The organism is Actinomyces oris (assembly GCF_001937665.1).
Classification (GTDB): domain Bacteria; phylum Actinomycetota; class Actinomycetes; order Actinomycetales; family Actinomycetaceae; genus Actinomyces; species Actinomyces stomatis.
In genome coordinates this window covers 42,610-65,445 of record NZ_MSKL01000006.1, presented here as the reverse complement: position 1 = coordinate 65,445, position 22,836 = coordinate 42,610, and the positions used below count along the sequence as shown (strand labels likewise).

General features: G+C 68.8%; 17 protein-coding genes. 12 read left to right on the top strand and 5 right to left on the bottom strand.

Annotated features, from left to right (window positions below):
* Positions 1-18: 18 nt before the first annotated feature.
* Complete coding sequence (locus BKH28_RS02220) at positions 19-1,215, bottom strand: Gfo/Idh/MocA family protein (RefSeq protein WP_075417307.1); 1,197 nt, start codon at positions 1,213-1,215, stop codon at positions 19-21.
* Positions 1,216-1,497: 282 nt separating this feature from the next.
* Here BKH28_RS02220 and BKH28_RS02215 point away from each other — a divergent pair, with 282 nt between their 5' ends.
* Positions 1,498-2,577, top strand: coding sequence for a LacI family DNA-binding transcriptional regulator (locus BKH28_RS02215; protein WP_075417306.1), 1,080 nt, complete (start codon positions 1,498-1,500; stop codon positions 2,575-2,577).
* 90 nt (positions 2,578-2,667) lie between these two features.
* Positions 2,668-3,630: an aldose 1-epimerase family protein gene (locus BKH28_RS02210; protein WP_075417305.1), complete on the top strand. Its 963-nt coding sequence runs from the start codon at positions 2,668-2,670 to the stop codon at positions 3,628-3,630.
* Between the two features lie 784 nt (positions 3,631-4,414).
* On the opposite strand, the gene iolG is transcribed toward BKH28_RS02210, so the two are convergent.
* From iolG to BKH28_RS02195, 3 genes are all read right to left on the bottom strand, one after another.
* On the bottom strand, positions 4,415-5,404 hold the full coding sequence (iolG, locus tag BKH28_RS02205; protein WP_075417304.1) for an inositol 2-dehydrogenase: 990 nt from the start codon (positions 5,402-5,404) through the stop codon (positions 4,415-4,417).
* 181 nt (positions 5,405-5,585) lie between these two features.
* Entirely contained in the window at positions 5,586-6,662 is a 1,077-nt protein-coding gene (locus tag BKH28_RS02200; protein WP_075417303.1) for a transaldolase family protein, read from the bottom strand.
* A gap of 152 nt (positions 6,663-6,814) precedes the next feature.
* A complete protein-coding gene (locus tag BKH28_RS02195) occupies positions 6,815-7,567 on the bottom strand; it encodes a GntR family transcriptional regulator (RefSeq protein WP_075417302.1) in 753 nt (250 codons plus the stop codon).
* 230 nt (positions 7,568-7,797) lie between these two features.
* Here BKH28_RS02195 and iolC point away from each other — a divergent pair, with 230 nt between their 5' ends.
* The 9 genes from iolC to BKH28_RS02150 all read left to right on the top strand — a co-directional run bounded on the left by iolC (position 7,798) and on the right by BKH28_RS02150 (position 20,228).
* Positions 7,798-8,841 (top strand): 5-dehydro-2-deoxygluconokinase, encoded by a 1,044-nt coding sequence (gene iolC, locus BKH28_RS02190; protein WP_075417301.1) that lies wholly within the window; start codon positions 7,798-7,800, stop codon positions 8,839-8,841.
* Between the two features lie 10 nt (positions 8,842-8,851).
* Positions 8,852-9,766, top strand: coding sequence for a Cgl0159 family (beta/alpha)8-fold protein (locus BKH28_RS02185; protein ID WP_075417300.1), 915 nt, complete (start codon positions 8,852-8,854; stop codon positions 9,764-9,766).
* 125 nt (positions 9,767-9,891) lie between these two features.
* Positions 9,892-10,806 carry a 5-deoxy-glucuronate isomerase gene (gene iolB, locus BKH28_RS02180; protein ID WP_075417299.1) on the top strand — a complete coding sequence of 305 codons (915 nt, stop codon included), beginning with the start codon at positions 9,892-9,894 and terminating at the stop codon, positions 10,804-10,806.
* A 53-nt stretch (positions 10,807-10,859) separates the two neighbouring features.
* Positions 10,860-12,767, top strand: coding sequence for a 3D-(3,5/4)-trihydroxycyclohexane-1,2-dione acylhydrolase (decyclizing) (gene iolD / locus BKH28_RS02175; RefSeq protein WP_075417298.1), 1,908 nt, complete (start codon positions 10,860-10,862; stop codon positions 12,765-12,767).
* Between the two features lie 358 nt (positions 12,768-13,125).
* The gene (locus tag BKH28_RS02170; protein ID WP_075417297.1) at positions 13,126-14,619 is read left to right on the top strand and encodes a CoA-acylating methylmalonate-semialdehyde dehydrogenase; all 1,494 of its coding nucleotides are present in this window, start codon (positions 13,126-13,128) and stop codon (positions 14,617-14,619) included.
* Positions 14,620-15,141: 522 nt separating this feature from the next.
* Positions 15,142-16,800: an MFS transporter gene (locus BKH28_RS02165; protein ID WP_075417296.1), complete on the top strand. Its 1,659-nt coding sequence runs from the start codon at positions 15,142-15,144 to the stop codon at positions 16,798-16,800.
* A 144-nt stretch (positions 16,801-16,944) separates the two neighbouring features.
* Positions 16,945-18,225 (top strand): MFS transporter, encoded by a 1,281-nt coding sequence (locus BKH28_RS02160; RefSeq protein ID WP_075417295.1) that lies wholly within the window; start codon positions 16,945-16,947, stop codon positions 18,223-18,225.
* 154 nt (positions 18,226-18,379) lie between these two features.
* Entirely contained in the window at positions 18,380-19,546 is a 1,167-nt protein-coding gene (locus tag BKH28_RS02155) for a zinc-binding dehydrogenase (RefSeq protein WP_075417294.1), read from the top strand.
* A 334-nt stretch (positions 19,547-19,880) separates the two neighbouring features.
* Positions 19,881-20,228 (top strand): nuclear transport factor 2 family protein, encoded by a 348-nt coding sequence (locus BKH28_RS02150; RefSeq protein ID WP_256695436.1) that lies wholly within the window; start codon positions 19,881-19,883, stop codon positions 20,226-20,228.
* A gap of 288 nt (positions 20,229-20,516) precedes the next feature.
* Here BKH28_RS02150 and BKH28_RS02145 read toward each other — a convergent pair whose 3' ends face one another.
* Positions 20,517-20,786 (bottom strand): hypothetical protein, encoded by a 270-nt coding sequence (locus tag BKH28_RS02145; RefSeq protein ID WP_075417293.1) that lies wholly within the window; start codon positions 20,784-20,786, stop codon positions 20,517-20,519.
* A gap of 451 nt (positions 20,787-21,237) precedes the next feature.
* Between BKH28_RS02145 and guaA the strand changes: the two genes are divergently transcribed.
* Positions 21,238-22,824 carry a glutamine-hydrolyzing GMP synthase gene (gene guaA, locus BKH28_RS02140; protein ID WP_075417292.1) on the top strand — a complete coding sequence of 529 codons (1,587 nt, stop codon included), beginning with the start codon at positions 21,238-21,240 and terminating at the stop codon, positions 22,822-22,824.
* The last annotated feature ends 12 nt before the right edge of the window (positions 22,825-22,836 follow it).

Sequence of the window (22,836 nt, the reverse complement as noted above, 5' to 3'; positions counted from 1 at the left end):
GGTGCGGCTCGGCGCGGTTCAGGCGTCGAAGGTGGTGCGCCCCTCGACGCGGGGGACCTCGTGCCACTGGCCGTCGGCCGCTGAGGCGACGACGGCTTCGTCGACCTCCGCGGCGCACCAGGCGTCGGCGGTCGAGGGGGCTACCTGCTTGCCGGTGACGATGGACTCGATGAACTGCGCGGCCTCGATGGCCTTCATGTCGTCAAAGCCCATGGAGGTGCCGATGGCGGGCTGGAAGCGCTGCCACTGGCCCCACTGGGGGCCGGCCATGGCTCGGGTGTAGCCGTGGGAGGCGCCGCCGTCGAGCACGGGGCAGATCTCCAGCTCATTGAGGCGCTCGAAGTTCCAGCGGGCCGAGCCCTTCGTGCCGTAGACCTCGACGACGTACTCGGCGCGCGGTCCCACGCTGACGCGGGAGGACTCCATGGTTCCCACGGTGCCGTTCTCGAAGCGCACGAGCATGGAGACGTAGTCCTCGTTCTCCACCGGGCCCACCTCGTCACCGATCTCGAAGCCCGAGTGGCCGATGCCCATCTTGGTGGGGATGGGGCGCTCAGTGATGAAGGTGTCGGTGACCGCGGTGACCGAGGCGATGCGACCCACGATGTACTGGGCCAGGTCTGCCCCGTGGCTCATGAGGTCGGGCACGACGCCGGCCCCGGCCTTCTCCTTCGAGGCTCGCCAGGTCAGTGGGCCCATGGGGGAGGAGTTGTAGTCGGCGATGAACCACACGCGCACGTTCGTGATCCGCCCCAGCTCGCCGCCGCGCACCAGGGAGCGCAGGTACTCAATGGCCGGGGTGTGACGGTAGTTGAAGCCGACGGCCGTCATCAGCCCCGCCTTCTCGGCGGCCTGGGCGATCTCCCGGGACTGTTCGGCGCTGACCCCCATGGGCTTCTCGATCCAGAAGGGCTTGCCGGCCTCAACGGCCGCCAGGGCCATCTCGTGGTGGAGGAAGTTGGGGGCGCAGATGGAGACGGCCTCCACCTCGGGGTCGGCCAGCAGATCTCGGTAGTCGGCGTAGGCCCGCTCGAAGCCCAGGTTGTCCACCGCCTCCTGGCGCACCTCGTCCACCGGGTCCGCGGCGGCGACCAGCCGTGGAGTCACCCCCAGCTCGGGGAAGCGTTCGGTGATGGCGCGGTAGCTGCGGGAGTGAAGCCGTCCCATCCAGCCCAAGGAGATGACTCCGATGCCCAGTATTGACTTATTGGCCATAACGGTCCTTCCCGACAACATTGTCGGCTGCTGCGTGTGTGGAAGTGCGTCCGGAAGACCCGGGAAGCACTCGTCGTTAATGACGTCACAGGAAGATATCAGAGCACCTTTGTCCTGACAAGAGGGGAGTGTGAGGTCTGATGACCTGCTCTGAGCAGGGCCTACGTGCTCACCGGTGTTGTCGGATAGGATGTGCTCAACTGGTGTCCAAGGATGGACTCCGGATCCCGCGGATCATGCAGGTTCGTGAGGCACAACGGCGTGGAAAGGGAGACGTCTGCCGTGAAAGGACCTCGAGGACGAGGTGGGCGAGTCACGATCAGGACCGTCGCCGAACGCGCCGGCCGCTCCATCTCCACCGTCTCGGCGGCTCTCAACGGCTCCGACGGTGTCGCCGAGAAGACCCGTGGCGAGATCCTGCGCATCGCCGCCGATCTCGGTTACCAGGCGGACCCGCGCGCCCAGTTCCTGCGCCGCAGCCACACCGGGCTCATCGGCGCCAGCTTCGCCGTCGGGCAGGCATACCAGGGGCTCATTGTGGACGGGCTCTTCCAGGCGGCCTCCGCTCTGGATCACGCGCTGGTGCTGGCCACCTCCACCCCGCACCGTGATGTGGCCGACGGACTGCGCTCGCTGCTGCTCCAGCGCTGCGAGGGCCTCATCCTCATCGACCCCGACCTCTCCGTTGACGCCCTGGCCTGCATCGGGGACCGCACCCCGACGGTCCTCATCGGCACCAGCACCGAGCTGGGGGACGTCGACGAGGTCCACTCCCGTGACGACGTCGGCATCCAGCTGCTCGTCGATCATCTGGTCGACACCGGGCGCCGCCGCATCACCCACGTGGACGGTGGGCAGGAGACTGCCGCAGGGCGACGGATCGAGAGATTCGGCCAGGCCATGGAGCTGCGAGGCCTGGGGCGAGGCGCGCGGGTGGTTCCCGGGGGCGGCGATGAGGACAGCGGGGCCAGGGCCGTCCACCACCTCATCCAGACCGGTGAGCTCCCCGAGGCGCTCCTGTGCTTCAACGACCACTGCGCCGTCGGGGCCCTCATGGAGCTGCGCCGTCAGGGGGTGCGGGTGCCGGAGGATCTGGCCGTCACCGGCTACGACGGCATCCCGGTCACGGCGGCCTCGGCCTTCTCCCTGACCACGGTGCGCCAGGATGCCGGCCTCATCGCCGAGGTCGCGGTGCGGGCGCTGCTGGCCCGGATGCACCCGGACCAGGACGGCCACATCCCGGCGGAGGTGGCCGGTGAGGACCGGCCTCTGGGCGGGCGCCTCTACCGGGTGGTCCCTGAGCTTGTTGTCCGCGACACAACGGCCCCGCCACGTGAACGCCGGGACAAGGCCCGTGCCTGATGCGGCGCGCGGCGTACGGTGAACCTCGCCGAGGAAGCCACAACCGAGGGGCTCGCGCCCCGCACACTGGGACAGGAGCCATGATCAACCATGATTAACGGAGAACTCATCGACCTGGTCGCCGGCGACTACGAAGCGCGTATCGCCTCGTCGGGAGCCATGCTCGTCCACCTGCGTCGCCAGGGGCGCGACCTCATCATGCCCTTCGACGCCGAGGCCACGCTCCCCGCCGGCTGGCAGGGCAAGACCCTGCTGCCGTGGGCCAACCGCATCGCCGGCGCCCGCTACGACTACGTCGGCACCGAGTTCCTCGTGGGCTGCAATGAACCGGCCAGCGGCTCGGCCCTCCACGGCCTGGCCGGCTGGATGGACTGGCAGGTCGCCGACGACGACCCCTCCGGCCCCGACGACGGCGCCCCCCGCAGCCGGGTCGTCCTGGAACTGAGCCTGCTGGCCTCCTACGGCTACCCCTGGAGCCTGGAGGCCAGTGCCTGCTTCGCGCTCGACGCCGAGCGCGGACTGAGCGTCACGGTGACCGCCACCAACGTCGGCGCGGCCCGACCCGCCTGGCCGGTCCCCGGTGCGCCGGAGGTCGAGGGCGAGCCCGCCCCCGCTCCCTACGGCGTCTCCTGCCACCCCTACCTCACGCGCTCGGTCCCCTTGGACGACTGCGTCCTGACCATCCCGGCGGCCGAGGTCCTCGACGTCGACGACCGCATGGCGCCCACGTGCCGGCGCAGCGTGGAGGGCACCGACTGGGACTGGCGCGAGGGCCGGCTCGTCGGGGCCGTCCAGACGGACAACGCCTACACCGCCCTGCCCGAGGGAGCGTGGGAGGTGAGCCTGCGCGGCGGGCAGGGCGATCGCGCCGTCGTCATGAGCTCGGACACCCCCTGGGTGCAGGCATACTCCGCCGACGAGCTCGGCCGCCCCGGCGTGGCCGTTGAGCCCATGACCTGCCCGCCCAACGCCTTCAACAGCGGGGAGGACCTCATCTTCCTGGCGGTGGGGCATTCCCACTCCTTCACCTACCGCCTGTACGAGGAGGACTGAGCGCGCAAGCGTTCTGTGTCGAGTGTCTTATCTCCTCACTTCTGAGGCGCGCGGTGGGGCGAGTTGCTGGCCCTGGAACCGACGGCGGGGACGAAGGGAAGGGGGCTGGTGGGGCGTCGGTGTCCATGGTGCTGACATCAATCCGGCTCCGGCGCTGCACGCCGGAGAGAAATCGCATTATTCCAAGGATCTCTATTGGGCACTTCGACGTCGGGCTCATTGATGTCAGCGCTGTGGACACTGGGCTGCCGGTGGGGTCGACGCCGCGGGACCTTGGCGCTGGGGTCGGGCGTTCTCACCCTGGGGCCGGCCTCACCGTCCCCTGCCTGGCCCTGGCTCCTGCTCAGGTGCCCGGAGGTCGTGGTCCAGCGTCGGCTCCGGCCCGAGTCCCGCCCTGAGCCGGTCTACTCCACGAGGGTGGGGATCTACTGGTCGGGGGTTGTGCATACTGCACGAAGGCCCCACCTACCTGGAGTGCGCCCGACCCTCTTCCAATAGATTCCCACCCTCGTGCAGCTCAGGTCAGGCACCACTCGACCGGCTGTGAGCAGCTGAGCCGGCCCCGGCCTGCCCGGCCAGCATAGCGAGCAACGACCATCGGGCCCGCTGCGTTGGTGTCTTGAGGCGCCATGGCTTCGAAGCTCTCGGAGGTTATGGGGCAGCACAGCGGAGTGGCTCGGCTGAGCCCGTAACGGCCCCGCAGGCGCTGAGAACACGAGGTGGGCGTCGTCGAGACGGATTGCTCGACGACGCCCACCTCGCGTCAGAAGGGGTGAACCGGAGCTCAGCTCAGGCGCACCGGCTGCCCGGAGTGGGCCGACTCCGTGGCGGCCTCGGCCAGGCGCAGGGCCTTGATGGCGTCCTCGATGCCGGTGGGAGGCGTGGTGCCGGCCTCGACGGCCTCGATGAAGGCGCTCAGCTCGATGCGGTAGGCGTCGGCGTAGCGCTCCAGGAAGAAGTCGAGGTAGGGCTCCTGGGCGTCGGTGACCTCGCCGTTGGACAGGCGCACCGTGGTGGCGCGGATGTTCTCGGCGAACAGGGCGCCCTCGCGGCCCGAGGCCTCGAGGCGCTGGTCGTAGCCGGAGGAGCAGTGGCGGTTGTTGATGATCGTGGCCACGGCGCCCGAGGCGGCCTTGAGGGTGACGACGGCGGCGTCGAAGTCGCCGGTGTCCTTCAGAGCCGGGTCGAGGTTCTGTCCGGCGGCGTAGACCTCCTCGATCTCACCCAGGAAGAAGCGGGCGGTGTCGAAGTCGTGGATGGTCATGTCGCGGAAGATGCCGCCGGAGACCTTGATGTACTCCGCCGGCGGGGCCGCCGGGTCGCGGCTGATGATGGTCAGCTGCTCGATGTCTCCGATCCTGCCGGCCTCGACCGCGGCGCGGGCGGCGGCGAAGCTGGGGTCGAAGCGGCGGTTGAAGCCGAACATGACGGGGACCTTGACGGCGTCGAGCTCGGCCTGGGCGGCCTCGACGTCCTTCATGTCCAGGGCGATCGGCTTCTCGCACAGCACCGCCTTGCCCGCCTTGGCGGCTGCCAGCAGGTGGGGGATGTGCAGCGGCGTGGGGGAGCCGACGATGACGGCGTCGATCTCGGGGTCGGCGAAGACCTCCTCGGCGTCCTTACAGGACCGGGCCCCGTAGGTGGCGGCGAGCTTCTCCGCTGCGTCCTCGAAGGGGTCGCAGACCAGTGCGAGCTGGGCCTGGGGGTGGGCGGCGATGGTCTTGGCGTGGACGTGGCCGATGCGGCCGGCGCCGATGACGGCGATGGAGAGCATCCTTGCTCCTTCTGCGTGTGAGTGGGTGTGTGGGTTGGTGTCTGAACTGCGGTCGGTGGTGGGTGGGCGGGTCGACGACGCGGAACGTGTCTGAACGTGTCGTCGACCCGCCCGGTGCGGCGGGTGCCGCTCTGGCCGCCCGGGCCCCCACCAGGACCCGGACGACCCTGACTGGAGCCGATCAGGGCTGGGGCATGATGACGTCGCGCACCAGGGTGTCCAGGTCGGCGTCGGCCTGGAGGAACCCGCGCAGGGTGCGGCGGGTCGCGCCGAAGGAGTCGAACTCCTCGGGCGTCATGCCGTCGGGCTCGTAGGCGCGCACGAACTCCGGGATCGACAGGAGCGTCTCCATGATCTCGGGGGCAACGGGCTCGTTGATGCGCTCAACGGCCTTGTAGCCGGAGTCGTTGATGAGCTTCTGCCAGGCGAAGGGCGGGGAGACGACCAGGTCGCCGCCGACCAGCTCGGACCACTGCAGCACGTTCCGGAAGGCGGCCGACAGCACGCGGGCGCGCAGGCCGCGGGCCTGGAACTCCTGGTAGGCGCGCTTGAGCGCGGCCACGCCACCCCACTCCAGGTGGCCGGGGTCGAGGAAGAGCTTGTCCCGCTTGGCCACGATCTTGAGCCAGTCGTCCAGGCGACCGCCCATGAGGGTGACGACCGGGCCCATGGTGGAGACGTCCTTGCCCTCGGCCTCGCGGCGCTTGAGACCGCGCTCGATGGCCTCACCGGTGGCCACGGCCTGGGGCACGGAGAAGGAGACGGTGACGTTGACCGACACGCCCCGGTAGGTGGCGTCCTCGATCGCCTTGACGCCCACGGAGGTGGCGGGGATCTTGACGATGATGTTCTTGGCCAGGTTGGAGAACTCCTCGGCCTGGTCGGCCAGGGCCTTGGCGCTGCGGGCCAGGCGCGGGTCGGTCTGCATGGACAGGCGGCCGTTGCGTCCCTTGTGCTCCTCGAAGATGGGCTCGAGCAGCTTGGCGGCCTCGATGCTCATCTCGCGCACGACCTGCCAGCCGATCTCTGACTCGGTGGCCTCGGGCATCTCCTCGGCCAGCTCGGCGATGCGGGGGAGCCACACGTCCTTGCGCTGGTTGATGCAGGTGTAGGCGATGGTGGGGTTGCAGGTGGCGCCCACGCCTCCGAAGGAGATGGACTGGCGCAGCTCGTCGGGGTCGGCCGAGTCGTTCCACAGTGCGGTGGGCGTGTTGCGGGCGGCGTCGAGAAGGGGTCCGGGGGTGTAGTCGATGCTCATCGGTTCTGTGCTCTCTTTCGGGTTCATCCGCGCAGGCGTCCTTGCAGCCGCGGTCCGGTAGGCCCTATTGAAGTGTGCTCGACGACATCTGTCAACAAATTGTCAGGACAAAGATTCCTGGGAACGGTGGTGGCCCTGGAGTCGGGGGAGGGCTAGCTGGAGAACAGGGAGGTCTCGAAGGTGTAGCGCGAGGCGCGATAGATGTGCTGCCCGTACTCGATGACGCGGCCCGACTGGTCGTAGGTGATGCGGGTGGCGGTCATCAGGGCGGCGCGGCGTCGCTCGTGGAGGAGGTCGGCCTCGCGGGTGGTGGCGTTGCGGGCCCCGATGGTCTGCTTGGCCGTGGTGGGGACGGCGTCCTGGGCGCGCAGCAGGTCGTAGAGGCCCCCCGTCTCCAGCTCCTCGCGGGTGGGGGCGATGGCCGCCGGCATGAGGTTGGACAGCACCGCGATCGGCTCGCCGTCGGCGCAGCGAATGCGGGTGCAGGTCACGACGGCGGTGCCCTCCTCGACCTCGAGGTGCTCGGCGTCGTCGGCGTCGGCCTCGTGCTCGACGTAGTCCAGCACGCTCGTGGAGGTCGTGTGGCCGGCTGCGGACAGGTCCGACAGCAGGCTGGTCAGCTGCATCGGCCGGTGGACGTGCATGGGGGAGACGATCGTGCCCACGCCCCGACGGCGCTTGACCAGGCCGCGGTCCACCAGGTGCTGAAGGGCCTGGCGTGCTGTGGGGCGGGAGACCTTCAGTCGCTTGGCCATCGAGAGCTCGTCCTCCAGACGGCTGCCGGCCGGCAGTGTGCCGTCGAGGATGAGTGAGGCCAACGGCTCGGAAATTTGTGTGTGCAGCGGCGTCTTGGAATCGCGGTCGATCGTGATGTCGAGGGCGAAAGGAGGTGTTGAATCGGGCATGAGATGGGCCTGTGCGTCAGACGTGATAATGCCTTGAGCATACGGATGCTGTGTGCTGATGTCACGCACTGTCGTCATCCCGGCGCCGATCCGCGGGAAAGTGGACCCTCAAATGTTCTGACAAATGCTTGACCTGAGGTGGTCCTGTGGGGCAGGCTTCGCAGTGACGCCCGACGCAGACCTCATTCCCGCAGGCCTGCAGGCCCCAAGGATGTGGAGACGCGATCACCGTGACGACAGCAACGACGGCAACGACCAAGGTGGCTGAGGCAGTCGCCCCCGAGAGCCTGCCCGGAGGCCCCGACCGACTCGACGTGCTCACCATCGGGCGCTGCGGTATCGACATCTACCCCCTCCAGGTCGGCGTCGGGCTGGAGGACGTGGAGAGCTTCGGCAAGTTCCTGGGCGGAAGCCCCACCAACGTAGCGGTGGCCGCCGCCCGCTACGGGCACCGCTCCGCCGTCGTCACCGGAGTGGGCAATGACCCCTTCGGGCGCTTCGTGCACACCGAGATGCGCCGCCTGGGGGTCGACGACCGCCACGTCGTCACCAAGGCCGCCTACAACACCCCGGTCACCTTCTGCGAGATCTTCCCTCCGGACGACTTCCCCCTCTACTTCTATCGCGAGCCCTCGGCCCCGGACCTGGAGCTGACGTGGGAGGACCTGCCGCTCGATGCCATTCGTGACGCCTCCATCTTCTGGATCTCGGTGACCGGACTGAGCAAGGAGCCCTCGCGCTCTGCCCACCACGCGGCCTTGGGCACCCGTGACCGGCGGCGCTTCACGATCGCCGATCTCGACTACCGCCCCATGTTCTGGAAGGACAAGGAGACCGCCCACCGGGAGGTCTCGAGGATCCTGCCGAAGGTCACCGTCGCCATCGGCAACCGGGAGGAGTGCGAGGTCGCCGTCGGTGAGCGCGACCCCGAGCGGGCGGCCGACGCCCTCCTGGAGGCCGGTGTCGAGCTGGCCATCGTCAAGCAGGGACTGGAGGGGACGCTGGCCAAGACCCGCACCGAGCGGGTGGAGATGCCCGTGACCTCGGTGGAAACGAAGAACGGTCTGGGCGCCGGGGACGCCTTCGGCGGGGCCATCTGTCATGGCCTGCTGTCGGGCTGGTCCTTGGAGAAGACCATCTTCGCCGCCTCCACCGCCGGAGCGATCGTCTCCTCGCGACTGGAGTGCTCCACTGCCATGCCCACCGAGCCCGAGCTGCTCGAGCTCATGCGCGCCCGCCGCGACGAGGTCGCCCCGGGGCTGACGGACCTGTGAGGAGTCCCCGATGAGCGCATCACCCACGCCTCCCGCCTCCGCCTCAGGGGCGCGGCCACTGACGGACGCCGTCACCGAGATCCGGGCCACCGACCCCGGCCGTATCGGCCAGGCCCTGGCCCAGCGCCCCCGCGCCGATCTGGCTGGGGCCGGGCGCCTCATGGTCATCGCCTGCGACCACCCGGCCCGCGGGGCCCTCGGCGCGGGCGAGCGGCCCCTGGCAATGGCCGACCGTGAGGACCTCCTCCAGCGCTGCGTGACGGCCCTGTCGCGCCCCGGTGTCAACGGGTTCCTGGGTACCGCCGAGATCATCGAGGACCTGACGCTCCTGGGAGCCCTGGACGGCAAGCTCGTGTGGGGCTCCATGAACCGGATCGGCCTCCAGGGGGCCTCCTTCGAGATGGACGACCGCTTCGGCGCCTACGACGCCGAGGGCATCGAGACCTCCCACCTCGACGGCGGCAAGATGCTCACCCGCATCAACTACGCCGACCCCGCCAGCGCCACCACCCTCGAGGCCAGCGCCAAGGCCATCGACTCCCTGTCCGAGCGCGGGCTGAACGCGATGATCGAGCCCTTCATCTCGCGGTGGGAGGGCGGCCGGATCGTCAACGACCTCAGCGAGGAGGCCGTCATCCGCTCGATCTGCATCGCCCAGGCGCTGGGGCGCAGCTCGGCGCACACCTGGCTCAAGCTGCCCTGCGTCAGCGATCCCGTCTCGATGCGGCGCGTCATGGCCTCCACCTCTCTGCCCAGCCTCATTCTGGGCGGCGAGGTCTCGGCCGACCCCGAGGCCACCCGCGCCTCCTGGGCGGCGGCCCTGGAGCTTCCCAATGTCAGAGGGCTGGTCGTGGGCCGCTCCCTGCTCTACCCGGGCAATGACGACGTCGAGGCCGCCGTCGACGCCGCCGTCGCCCTGCTGTGAGGACCTGACACGTCCCGCCACCGGAACCGCCGCAACCGCTGCAACCCCCGTCAATTGGCCCCGGCCGGGCCACCCCATACGAGACAATCCCCACGAGTACCCCCAGGAGCCGAAGGAGCACCACCATGGGCCACACCGACCGCACCGCCCCGTCCGAGACGTCGGACCAGTCCCGCTACGTCATCCGCGCCGGCGAGCTTGCCCACGACAGCTACGAGCTGGACCTCACCCCGGAGCGGGCCGGCTGGGAGTGGTCCTCCCTGCGCGTGGTGGCGCTCGCCCCCGGAAAGCCCCTGACCGTGCCCGGCGGTGAGCACGAGTACCTCGTCCTGCCCCTGTCGGGGGGCTGCACCGTCCAGGCCGGCAGCGAGCGCCTCGAGGTGGCCGGGCGCGAGTCGGTCTTCACCGACATCACCGACTACGTCTACGTCCCCCGCCACACCGAGGTGACGCTCATCAGCGCTGACGGCGCCCGCATCGCCCTGCCCGGCTCCAAGGCCACTACCGACAAGCCGCTGCGCTACTGCCCGCGCTCCGAGGTCGGCACCGGCTTGCGGGGGGCCGGCCCCTCCTCGCGCCAGGTCAACAACTACGCCCTGGGCAACGACGTCGAGACCTCCCACCTGCTGGCCTGCGAGGTCCTCACCCCCGGAGGCAACTGGTCCTCCTACCCGCCCCACAAGCACGACGAGCACACCGAGGTCGAGCGGGTCCTGGAGGAGATCTACTACTACCAGGTCCGCGCCGGCGAGGGTGACGCCGAGGGCTTCGCGCTCCAGCGCATCTACCCCTCGCCCGGCCACGACATCGACGTGTGCACCGAGGTACGCGGCGGCGACGTCGTCGTCATGCCCTACGGCTACCACGGCCCCTCCGTGGCCGCCCCCGGCTACGACCTCTACTACCTCAACGTCATGGCAGGCCCCGCCGAGGACTCCGTGTGGCTCATGACCGACGACCCCCACCACACCTGGGTGCGCCAGACCTGGGAGGGGCAGGAGGTCGACCCGCGCCTGCCCATGACCCCCATGAACGACTAGCCGATCCGCCTTTCGACCGCCCCACCACCTGAGAAGAGCAGAGAAGAACCACGATGAGCAACGAAGCCTACGCCGGCACGATCCGCCTGACGGTCGCCCAGGCCACCATCCGTTTCCTGTCCAACCAGTACTCCGAGCGCGACGGCGTCGAGCAGCGTCTCATCGCCGGCGCCTTCGGGATCTTCGGCCACGGCAACGTGGCCGGCATCGGCCAGGCCCTCCTGCAGAACGAGATCGCCCGCGCCGACGGCGAGCAGGAGATGCCCTACATCATGCCCCGCAACGAGCAGGGGCAGGTGCACGCGGCCGCCGCCTTCGCCAAGACCACCAACCGCCTCCAGACCTACATGTGCACGGCCTCCATCGGCCCGGGCTCCCTCAACATGGTCACCGGGGCCGCCCTGGCCACCACCAACCGTCTGCCGGTGCTGCTGCTCCCCTCCGACCAGTTCGCCACCCGCGTCCCCGACCCCGTGCTCCAGCAGCTGGAGGACCCCACCAGCCTGGACGTCTCGGTCAACGACGCCTTCCGCCCCGTCTCGCGCTTCTTCGACCGCATCAACCGGCCCGAGCAGCTCATCCCCTCGCTGCTGAACGCCATGCGCGTGCTCACCGACCCCGCCGAGACCGGTGCGGTCACCATCGCCATGCCCCAGGACGTCCAGGCCGAGGTCTTCGACTGGCCCGTGGAGCTGTTCCGCAAGCGCGTGTGGCACGTGCGCCGCCCGGTGCCCGAACCCGCCGCCCTGGAGCGCGCCGTCGCCCTCATCAAGGCCGCCAAGCGCCCCCTCATCATCGCCGGCGGAGGCACCATCTACGCCGGTGCCAGCGAGGAGCTGCGCGCCCTGGCCACCGCCACCGGCATCCCGGTGGGCGACACCCAGGCCGGCAAGGGCGCCATCAACTTCGACCACCCCAGCGCCGTGGGCGGCGTGGGCTCCACCGGATGCGACTCCGGCAACCACATCGCTGACAAGGCCGACCTCATCATCGGCGTGGGCACCCGCTACTCCGACTTCACCACGGCCTCCAAGACCCAGTTCAAGAACCCCGACGTGAAGTTCGTGAACATCAACGTCACCCCCTTCGACGCCGCCAAGGAGAGCGCGGAGATGGTGGTGGCCGACGCCCGCGAGGCCCTGGCGGCCCTGGCCGAGGCGCTCGCGGACTACCGTGTCGAGGCGGCCTACTCCGAAGAGATCACCGCGGAGAAGGAGGCCTGGCTCAAGGCCACCGAGCGCTGCTACCACCTGGACCACGGGCCCCTGCCCGCCCAGACCGAGGTCTTCGGCGCCCTCAACGAGCTCATGGGGGAGGAGGACGTGGTCATCAACGCCGCCGGCTCCATGCCCGGTGACCTTCAGGCCCTGTGGCAGGCCCGCAGCCCGCTGCAGTACCACGTGGAGTACGCCTTCTCCTGCATGGGCTACGAGGTGCCCGCCGCCATGGGCGTCAAGCTCGCCCGCCCCGAGGCCGAGGTGGTCTCCATCGTGGGTGACGGCACCTACCAGATGCTCCCCATGGAGCTGGCCACCGTGGTCCAGGAGAACATCAAGGTCATCTACGTCCTGCTGCAGAACTACGGCTTCTGCTCCATCGGCGCCCTGTCGGAGTCCCGCGGCTCCCAGCGCTTCGGCACCAAGTACCGCCGCCGCGGCGAGGGCAGTCACCTGGCCGACGAGCAGGTCATCGACGGTGTCGACATCGCCGCCAACGCCCGCTCCTGGGGACTGGACGTCCTCGAGGTCCACACCATTTCGGAGTTCAAGGTGGCCTACCGCAAGGCCGAGGCCTCCGACCGTCCCACGATGATCCACATCGAGACCGACCTCTACGGCCCCAACCCGCCCGGGTCGAGCTGGTGGGACGTCCCGGTCTCGGGCGTCTCCGAGCTGGAGTCCACGCAGCGCGCCTACGAGGAGTACCTGCGTGACCGCAAGCCTCAGCGTCACTACCTGTAAGGCCACTACCTGGAGGGTTCGCAGGTAGAACGCGGAGAACGGCGCGCTTCTGCGCCAACCGCGACGGCGGGGGTCCACGGCGGATAGTGCCGTGGACCCCCGCCGTGTGCGTGCTCTCTTCCGGGGAGGGCGCCCCTCGGCCGCAGTGCCGACGGGGCGTCGAGATCACGATGTGGTCAACGCCCTCATTATGTTCTGACAAAATGGCGCCATTCGCCGTCTAGGACGTTAGGCTTGAGGCACATGCAAGGCGCTGGGCGCCCGACCGATCCGTCACTGAGACCTTGGTCGGAGTCCGGCCCTGCCCACCCCATAGGCGGGGCGGGTCCGTGAAACCGACAATCAGGAGTCGATAACGATGAGAACCATTGCGCACTGGGTTGACGGAAAGTACTACGAGGGAAACCCGATCGGCCGCTTCGCCGTCGAGAACCCGGGAACAGGTGAGGTCGAGGCCGAGCTGCTCCAGGCCTCCGACGCCGACCTCGACCACACCGTCGAGGTGGCCCGCCGAGCCCAGAAGGAGTGGGCGAAGGTCTCGCTGGCCAAGCGCACCGCCATCATGTTCCGCATGCGCCAGCTGGTCCTGGACCACCAGGACGAGATGGCCAAGATGATCGTGGCCGAGCACGGCAAGAACTACTCCGACGCCGTCGGCGAGATTCAGCGTGGGCGCGAGACCCTCGATTTCGCCACCGCCATCAACCTGGCCCTCAAGGGCGAGCACTCCTTCGACATCTCCACCGGCGTGGACATCCACACCCTGCGTCAGCCGGTCGGCGTCGTCGCCGGCATCTGCCCCTTCAACTTCCCGGCCATGGTGCCCATGTGGATGCACCCCATCGCCATCGCCACCGGCAACGCCTTCGTCCTCAAGCCGGCCTCGGCCACGCCGTCTGCGGCCCTGCTGACGGCCGAGCTCTACAAGGAGGCCGGCCTGCCCGACGGCGTCTTCAACGTCGTCTCCGGCAACCGCACCATGGTCTCCAAGGTCCTCGAGCACCCCGGCATCGACGCGATCTCCTTCGTGGGCTCCACCCCGGTGGCCCACATCGTCCAGAACACCGGCGTCACCCACGGCAAGCGCGTCCAGGCCCTGGGCGGGGCGAACAACCACGCCATCGTCATGCCCGACTCCGACCTGGACTTCGCCGCCCAGCACATCTCCGCCGCCGCCTTCGGGGCCGCCGGCGAGCGCTGCATGGCCCTGCCCGTCGTTGTGGCCGTGGGTGGCTGCGGACCGGACCTGGCCCGCCGCGTCAAGGCTCACGCCGAGAAGATCAAGGTCGGCTACGGCATGGACGAGGGCGTCGAGATGGGCCCGGTCATCGACGCCAAGTCCAAGGAGTTCATCACCGGGCTCATCGATGACGCCGAGGCCAAGGGCGCAGAGGTCGTCCTCGACGGCCGCCCGCTGGTCATCCCTGGACACGAGAAGGGTCACTTCCTCGGCCCGACCATCGTGGACAACGTCTCCCTGGAGTCCTCGCTCTACACCGAGGAGGTCTTCGGGCCGGTGCTCGCGATCGTCCACGCCGATACCTACGAGGAGGCCATCAAGCAGGTCAATTCCTCGCCCTTCGGCAACGGCGCGGCCATCTTCACCAACGACGGCGGCGTGGCCCGTCGCTTCGAGCTCGACGTCGAGGCCGGCATGGTGGGCATCAACGTGCCGATCCCGACGCCGGTGGCCTACTACTCCTTCGGCGGCTGGAAGGAGTCGCTCCTGGGCGACACCCACATCCACGGCCCCGAGGGCGTGCGGTTCTACACCCGCGCCAAGGCAGTGACCACCCGCTGGCCCTCGGAGAAGACCTACGCCGCGACCATGTCCTTCCAGCGCGAGGAGTAGGCCCGGCTGCTCCGTCATCCATCACCGCGGACGCACCATAGATCTCAAGGACTGATCCTGCAGGATGAGTCCGCGAGCCCTATGGTGCGTCCGCGCCTTGTTGGAGCAGGAGGCGCCCCCTACTTCCAGAGCTCCGCCACCGGGCGCCGGCGGAGCGTGCACGTCTGCCGGGGTCTTGAGGCTGCTGGGTGCTGGCAGGCGTTCAGGCGGTGCCATCGGGAGAGCGGCGACTGAAGCCGCCCGCCATATTCGTCCTGGTGGGCCTGCGTCTCGCCCCCGGGGACGCTGACTTTTCGTTGGCAGATCAGCATATTTTCGCGGTGTCGTCCAAGGATCTGAAAATGCCTGACGTCACCACTTCCCCAGAGGCTATTGTCATGACATTATGGGTGTGTCGACGTGGATGTCGGCGCCGCTCCTGCGCTGCGGTGCGGTGACCGGCGGGCCGGGTCGACCGGTCCACCCAGCAGCGCTCTCTTTCGCCTCCGCCGACGATGGCGGACGACCCAAGGAGTTCCTCACATGTCCACATCACCCAGTTCTGCGGCGCACTACACGCCGGAGAAGATCCAGGAGCTGGTCGACCAGACCCCCGCCTCAGGGCCGAAGCGCTCGCTGGGACTCATCGCCCTGGTCGCCACCCTCGGCTCGCTGCTCTTCGGCTACGACACCGGTGTCATCTCCGGCGCCCTGCCCTACATGTACCTGCCGCACGGCGCCGACGGTCTGCAGATCACCTCCTGGGAGGAGGGCTGGATCGGCGGCCTGCTCTGCATCGGCGCTGCGCTCGGCGCCTCGGTGGGAGGCAAGCTCTCCGACAAGTACGGGCGCCGGCACAACATCATGCTCCTGGCTATCGTCTTCTTCATTGGGGCGCTGGGCTGCACGATCTCGCCCAACATCTGGGTCCTCTACTTCTTCCGGATCGTGCTGGGCTTCGCCGTCGGTGGCGCCTCGGCGATCGTTCCCGTCTTCCTCGGTGAGACCGCCCCCAAGCGCATCCGCGGAACCCTGGTGGCCGTGGACCAGATGATGATCGTCTTCGGCCAGTTCCTCGCCTTCTCCATGAACGCCGTCCTCGCCCGCATGCACGGCGGCCCGGAGGTCACCCTCGCCAACGACGTCGTCAACAAGTCCGGCGAGGTCGTCGCCAAGGCCGGCGACAAAGTCGCCTGGGAGAGCGTGCAGCACTTCAACAACGTCATGATCGAGTCCGGCAACGGCATGACCTGGCGCTACATGCTCGTGCTGGCCACCCTGCCGGCCGTGGCCCTGTGGTTCGGAATCCGCCTCATGCCGGAGTCCTCTCGCTGGTACGTCGCCAACCTGCGCATCGCCGAGGCCATCGGCTCCCTCAAGCGGGTGCGCGACGAGTCCAAGGACGACTCCATCGCCGAAGAGGTCGACGAGATGCTTGAGATCCAGCGTAAGGAGGCCAACCAGGAGAAGTGGGGCCTGGCGCAGATCATGGGCGTCAAGTGGACCCGCCACCTGCTGTTCATCGGCATCATCCTGGGCCTGGCCGACCAGGTCACCGGCATCAACACGGCCATGTACTACACGCCCAAGGTACTCTCCGCGGCCGGCCTGCCCATGAGCGACGCGATCTCCCTCAACGTCGTCTCCGGATTCGTCTCCTTCGTGGGCTCCGCCGTCGGCCTGTGGCTGGTCACCAAGTTCGCCCGCCGGCACGTGGGCATCTACCAGGAGGCCAGCATCGTGGTCTCCCTCGGCCTCCTGGCAGCGGTCTTCTACTTCCTCATCCAGCCCTACCAGGACGCCGACGGCAACATCAAGGGAGCTCCCACCTTCGCCCCCTACCTGGTGCTGCTCATCGTCTCGCTGTTCGTGTTCGCCAAGCAGTCCGGAACAGTCACCTGGGTCCTCATCGCTGAGATCTACCCCGCCAAGGTCCGCGGCACGGCCATGGGGCTGGCCGTGGGCACCCTGTGGATCGGCAACGCGATCGTCGCCGCGGTCTTCCCCGTCATGATGGAGAAGCTCGGAGGGTCGGGGACCTACCTCATCTTCTGTCTGCTTAACGTCCTGTCACTCATCTTCTACATGAAGTTCGTGCCCGAGACGAAGTACCACTCCTTGGAGGAGCTCGAGGTTCGCTTCGAGAAGGAGTACAGCTCAGGTCAAGGGGTGAGGGACTGCGGCAGTGGCCAGCGGAGCTGAGTCGAGTCGAGCCGATTGAATCGACCGTGAGGCTCTGAGACACTGTCGCAGTTCCCCTCCCGACCTCTCCTCGTTCAGACAACTCCCCTTCCCAACTGAGCCCAACACATATCTGCCGCCCATGACGTACACGGTGACTGGTCCATGAACCCGCATCCGCCGCGCAGCGCGCCGCCCGCCCCGGATCGCCTCCGCCTGTACGCATGGGCGGCAGGTCTGTTCCTCGGCGCCCTGGAAGGGGGGCTGGCTATCGAGGTCGCCGGCGCGCGCGGCGCCGCTCTGCCCCTGCTCGGTACTGTCGCTGCGGCGATGGTGCTGGGAACCTTCACCAGCCGTCCCCTCGCCCGGTACCTGGGGCGACGGAGAATGGGCATGCTCGTGGGGGCTCTGGCGCTGCTGGGTGCCGGGGTCGCGGCCGGGCTCGACGGCGTCGTCGGCCTGATTGGCGCGGGCCTGGTGGGTCTTGCTGCGGGCGGAGTGCTCGTTGTGGCGCCACTGGTCTGCCACGAGCTCTCCCTGCGCGGGCACAGGCGGCTCATGCCGCAGGCCATGGCCTTCGGTCCGGCCGGGGCCGGCGTCGTGGTTCTGGCGGCCTGGTGGAGTCCCTCGAGGCTCCTCATCGCCTGGGCGATGGTCGCCGTCGCCGCGCTGGCGTACCTGGTCTGGGCCCTGCTCCTGCCCGAGAGTCCGGTGTGGCTGGTGCGGCAGGGCCGCGACGTCGAGGCCTTCGAGGCGCTGCGCCGCCTGCACGGGACCCTGGAGGCCTCCGTGGCCATCGACTGGACCCGTCTGGACGCGGAGATGATGGCCGAGCAGCAGGCCATGTCTCCCGCTGAGCTGCGGGTGCCCGAGGTGCGTGCCGCCGTGCTGACCGGTGCGGTCCTCATCATCGCCCAGGAGGCGCCCCTGGGGGCGGGGGCCCTGGTCCTGGCCCCGCTGATCGCATCCGAGCTCGGCCTCGCATCCGCCGCGATCGCCATGACCGCCGCGACCTGGACGGGGCTGGCGCTCCTCGCTCTGGCGCTGGTGACCCGGGTCGAGCAGCTGCGCTTCCTGCGAGTGGTGCTGGGCACCGTCGTCGCCGTCATGGGGGCGACCTTCCTGGTGGCCGGCATGACCCTGGGGGGTGTGGGCGGCGCCTGGACGATCATCGTCTCCCTGACAGTCCTTGTTGCCAGCCAGTCGCTCCTGGTCCTGCCCGCCTGCCAGGGGGCGATCGACCCGCGGATCCCGCCCTGGCTGGTTGAGGCGCAGCGGCGCGCCTCGGCGACCGGAGGCGTCCTGGCGCGTGCCGGTGTCCTCCTGGCCTCGCTGCTCGTCGTGAGGTACCTCGGGATGTCCGCCCTGTTCTGGGCAGCCTTCACGCTGTCGGTGCTCAGCGTCGCCGTCGTGCTCCTGCGGCTGCCGCGCGAGCTCAAGGTCTAGGGGAGTGACGCGCGGGGCGGTTCTGAGGACAGCGGCCGCGCATCCGACTTCAGACCTATGATTTGTCAGGACAAATATCGTATGGTGGGGTGTGGCCGCAAGAAGCCACTCGGCGGCCCGACGTCGTCGACACCTGACAGAGAGGCACCTGAGCATGACGAGCAACGAGGCAGTCCAGGCCTCAGAGACGACCGTGTCCATCCCCGAGACCATGAAGGCCGCCGTCCTGCGGGACCACGAGGTTGGCCTGCAGATCGAGACCCTGCGCACCCCCCGGCCCAAGAGCGGCGAGGTCCTCATCAAGGTGGCCGCCTGCGGGCTGTGCCACTCCGACCTCCACGTCATCGGCGGCGCCATCGCCTTCCCACTGCCGGCGGTGCTCGGCCACGAGGTCTCCGGCACCATCGTGGAGCTCGGCCCCGGCAACGAGCACACCGGTCTGACGATCGGGCAGAAGGTGGCCGGCGGCTTCCTCATGCCCTGCGGCCAGTGCGATGCCTGCGCCTCGGGGCGCGACGAGCTGTGCGGCCCCTTCTTCGACCTCAACCGCCTCAAGGGCGTCCTCTACGACGGCACCACCCGCCTGGCCACCCCCGACGGTGAGCCGGTGGCCATGTACTCCATGGGCGGCCTGGCCGAGTACGCGGTCGTCCCCTCCACCGCGGTGGCTCCCGTGCCGGACACCATCGACATGGTGCCAGCGGCCATCCTGGGCTGCGCCGCCATGACCGGTTACGGGGCTGTGCGCCGAGGTGCCGACCTGCGCTATGGGGAGACCGTCGCCGTGGTCGCCACCGGCGGCGTGGGCACCAACATCGTCCAGATCGCCCGGGCCTTCGGCGCCAGCCAGATCATCGCCATCGACGTCGACGACGACAAGCTCGCCCCCATGCTCGACTACGGGGCCACGGCCGTGGTCAACTCCGTCACCCAGGACGCCCGCGAGGAGGTCTTCCGACTCACCGGCGGCAAGGGTGTCGACGTCTCCTTCGAGGCGCTGGGCATCCCCGCCACCTGGACCACAGCCCTGGACGTCCTGGCCGACGGCGGCCGCATGGTGCCGATCGGTCTGGGGGCCGGTGTGCAGACCGCCGGGGTGGAGATCAACCGCACCGTGCGCCGCTCGCAGTCGATCCTCGGCTCCTACGGGGCGCGTACCCGCCAGGACCTGCCGGCCGTCGTCGACCTGGCCGACAAGGGCGTCATCAACTACCGAGATGTCGTCTCGCGCCGCCTGCCGCTGGAGGAGGCCGGCGCCGGCTACACCGCCCTGCGCAACCGCGAGATTCAGGGACGCGCCGTCGTCGACATGTCGCTGTGAGCCCAGGCGGTGAAGTCCCGGTCGCCGGGGCTTCACCGCAACCTCCCGTCCTTGCGCCTCCTGCCCGGGCCCTGCTGCTCTGAGTGGGAGGCGCGATGCGTGATCCGAAATCGGGGCGGAGGACGCGTCGTGTCCAAATCGGTGACAAAGGAACCTGTGGCTTGATCAGGCCGCTGATGGAACCGCGGAATCACGCGGTTTCTTATCGGTGGTGTGAGCCTGGATTCCGCCTTTGTATCCGATTTGGACATCTCGGGTGTCGCGGCGGTGTGCCGTCGGCCGCGGAGGGCCTCTGACTGACTGTCGTGACCATTGCTAAGAGGAGGAGTCCCGTATGTCCACTGATCTGGAGCGCAACAAGGAGAACGTCAAGGCCTTCTACGACCTCATGTTCAACCAGTGCCGGCCGAGGGAGGCGCTGGAGCGATACGCCGGTGACGAGTACCGGCAGCACAACACCCATGTGGCCGACGGCAAGGAGGCCTTCGTCGAGTACTTCGAGCGGATGGCCCGTGACTACCCCGGCAAGAGCGTGGAGTTCGTGCGTGCCTTCGCGGAGGGGATCATGTCATCCTGCACTGCCACCAGCGGTGGCCGGGGTCGGAGGACTATGCAGGCATCGACATCTTCCGTCTCGATGAGCACGGCAGGATCGTGGAGCACTGGGACGTGCTCCAGGTGATCCCGGAGACCTCCGCCAACGACAACGGCATGTTCTGACTCCGGCGTGGGTGCCGGTGCATTGGTCCGGCGCCGCTCTGCTTTCCGCTCCTGATGCTGGTTTGAGTATGAGAAGAGGGGCGCCGCCTGTGCGGTGCCCCTCGGGTTGCCATGGCTGCGCGGGCTTCCTTGGCCGCGCAGCCTCGTTGTTCTGTGCCCTTGCTGGGCTGGGTCCGGGGCCTGCGTTGCTTGTGGTGCGTGGTCCGGATCCGGTGGTGAGCTCAGACGAGCTCGTTGGAGTCGCCTACGCTCAGCGGGCCTCGAGGAGGTTGATGCCGGTGTAGATGCCCACGCCCATGGTGATCGCGGCCAGGACGGCGGAGGCGAACATGAGGGTCGGGATGCCGGTGACGGCGCCGACGACGGCCATGACCATGACGGCGGCCATGACGGCGATCATGGCGACGGCGAAGGTGAGGCGGTTGGCGTCGGTCTGCGTGCTGGTGGTGCTCGCCTGGGTGGTGGCGGCAGCGGTGGTCTCGACGGTCTGGGTGGGGCGCTCGGTGGTGGTGGCGGTCATGTGAGTGTTCCTCTCGGTGTGTGTCGAGCAGGTCCGCCTGACCATGAGTCGTGCGTCCCTGCACGACTGTGTGCGGCCCGTGGGCCGGACGGAGGTTTTTCCGTCACGTAGAACTCTAGGAACGCTCCACCCAATTGTCTAGACAAAGGATCGTGACGTGTGTTGCGTCGATAGTCCGTGGATCACAAGGAGACGCTGGGAGGGGTGTGGTCCGAGCGCGGAAGCGTGTGCTCAGATGTGGCGATATTGAGGGGATTCCTGGCGCTGGCGGGGCTTTGAGGGTGTCGGCGGTGTGGTGGTTTTGATCCGGGGACGTGACCTGTGCTGCGGGAGTGCGACGTCAACCACTGGTCTAGTCATCCTGTGGTGGTGGTTAACGCTGAGAAGTGGCGCCGTCGTCGGCCGGCAGTGCGGAAGGCGGTGGGGTTGCCGCCCCGGCTATTCTGTTCCGGTGACGACCAGCCAGACTTCTCCCAGCGCCGTCGGCCCTGTCCTCGTGGTGGACTTCGGCGCCCAGTACGCCCAGCTCATCGCCCGCCGCGTGCGCGAGGCCGGTGTCTACTCCGAGATCGTGCCCCACTCCATGAATGCCGCCGCCATGCTGGACAAGCAGCCGTCGGCCATCATCCTCTCCGGCGGCCCCTCGTCGGTCTACGCCGACGGCGCCCCGTCCGTCGATCCGGCCCTTTTCGACGCAGGAGTGCCAGTCCTGGGTATCTGCTACGGCTTCCAGGCCATGGCCCAGGCTCTCGGCGGAACGGTCGGACGCACCGGCACCCGCGAGTACGGGCACACCCCCGCACGTGTGGAGGAGGGCTCCTGCCTGTTCGACGGCACCCCGGACGACCAGGTGGTGTGGATGAGCCACGGTGACGCGGTCCAGGCCGCCCCTGAGGGTTTCACTGTCACCGCCTCCACCTCCCAGACGCCGGTGGCGGCCTTCGAGAACCCGGGCCGTCGCCTCTACGGGCTGCAGTGGCACCCTGAGGTCCTTCACTCCGAGCACGGGCAGGCCGCCCTGGTCAACTTCCTGCACAAGGAGGCGGGACTGCCGGCCACCTGGACGCCGGACAACATCATCGACGAGCAGGTGGCCCGCATCCGCGAGCAGGTGGGCGACGCCCACGTCATCTGTGGCCTGAGCGGGGGAGTGGACTCATCCGTGGCCGCCGCCCTCGTCCACCGCGCCATCGGCGACCAGCTCACCTGCATCTTCGTCGACCACGGCCTGCTGCGCGCCGGCGAGCGCGACCAGGTCGAGCACGACTACGCCGAGGGCATGGGCATCCGCGTCATCACGGTCGACGAGACCGAGCGCTTCCTGAGCGCCCTGGCCGGCGTCACCGAGCCGGAGGCCAAGCGCAAGATCATCGGCCGGGAGTTCATCCGCTCCTTCGAGGCTGCCCAGCGCCGGGTGGTCGAGGCCGTGGGGGCCGAGGGTGGCGAGATCCGTTTCCTGGTCCAGGGGACTCTCTACCCCGACGTCGTCGAGTCCGGCGGGGGAGAGGGCGCCGCCAACATCAAGAGCCACCACAACGTGGGTGGCCTGCCCGAGGACCTCGACTTCGAGCTCATCGAGCCACTGCGCGAGCTGTTCAAGGACGAGGTGCGCGCCATCGGCCGCGAGCTGGGTGTGCCGGAGAAGATCGTCGCCCGCCAGCCCTTCCCCGGACCGGGGCTGGGCATCCGCGTCATCGGCGAGGTGACGGCCGAGAACCTGCGTGTGCTGCGGGCCGCCGACGCCATCGCCCGCGAGGAGCTCACCGCCGCCGGGCTCGACGACGAGATCTGGCAGTGCCCGGTGGTGCTGCTGGCCGATGTGCGCTCCGTGGGGGTGCAGGGCGACGGGCGCACCTACGGCCATCCCATTGTTCTGCGGCCGGTCAGCAGTGAGGATGCCATGACCGCGGACTGGACCCGCCTGCCCTACGACGTCCTTGCGCGCATCTCCAACCGGATCACCAACTCTGTGCCGGAGGTCAACCGAGTGGTGCTCGACTGCACGAGCAAGCCCCCGGGCACCATCGAGTGGGAGTGACCGGCGAGTCGG

Excerpts from the sequence above, each read along its gene's own strand:
- BKH28_RS02165 (WP_075417296.1), top strand. The coding sequence starts at position 15,142 with ATGTCCACATCACCCAGTTCTGCGGCGCACTACACGCCGGAGAAGATC.
- BKH28_RS02150 (WP_256695436.1), top strand. The coding sequence starts at position 19,881 with ATGTCCACTGATCTGGAGCGCAACAAGGAGAACGTCAAGGCCTTCTAC.
- BKH28_RS02220 (WP_075417307.1), bottom strand. The coding sequence starts at position 1,215 with ATGGCCAATAAGTCAATACTGGGCATCGGAGTCATCTCCTTGGGCTGG.
- BKH28_RS02195 (WP_075417302.1), bottom strand. The coding sequence starts at position 7,567 with ATGCCCGATTCAACACCTCCTTTCGCCCTCGACATCACGATCGACCGC.
- BKH28_RS02170 (WP_075417297.1), top strand. The coding sequence starts at position 13,126 with ATGAGAACCATTGCGCACTGGGTTGACGGAAAGTACTACGAGGGAAAC.
- BKH28_RS02160 (WP_075417295.1), top strand. The coding sequence starts at position 16,945 with ATGAACCCGCATCCGCCGCGCAGCGCGCCGCCCGCCCCGGATCGCCTC.
- BKH28_RS02145 (WP_075417293.1), bottom strand. The coding sequence starts at position 20,786 with ATGACCGCCACCACCACCGAGCGCCCCACCCAGACCGTCGAGACCACC.
- iolD (WP_075417298.1), top strand. The coding sequence starts at position 10,860 with ATGAGCAACGAAGCCTACGCCGGCACGATCCGCCTGACGGTCGCCCAG.
- BKH28_RS02200 (WP_075417303.1), bottom strand. The coding sequence starts at position 6,662 with ATGAGCATCGACTACACCCCCGGACCCCTTCTCGACGCCGCCCGCAAC.
- BKH28_RS02185 (WP_075417300.1), top strand. The coding sequence starts at position 8,852 with ATGAGCGCATCACCCACGCCTCCCGCCTCCGCCTCAGGGGCGCGGCCA.
- iolG (WP_075417304.1), bottom strand. The coding sequence starts at position 5,404 with ATGCTCTCCATCGCCGTCATCGGCGCCGGCCGCATCGGCCACGTCCAC.
- BKH28_RS02210 (WP_075417305.1), top strand. The coding sequence starts at position 2,668 with ATGATTAACGGAGAACTCATCGACCTGGTCGCCGGCGACTACGAAGCG.
- iolB (WP_075417299.1), top strand. The coding sequence starts at position 9,892 with ATGGGCCACACCGACCGCACCGCCCCGTCCGAGACGTCGGACCAGTCC.
- BKH28_RS02155 (WP_075417294.1), top strand. The coding sequence starts at position 18,380 with ATGACGAGCAACGAGGCAGTCCAGGCCTCAGAGACGACCGTGTCCATC.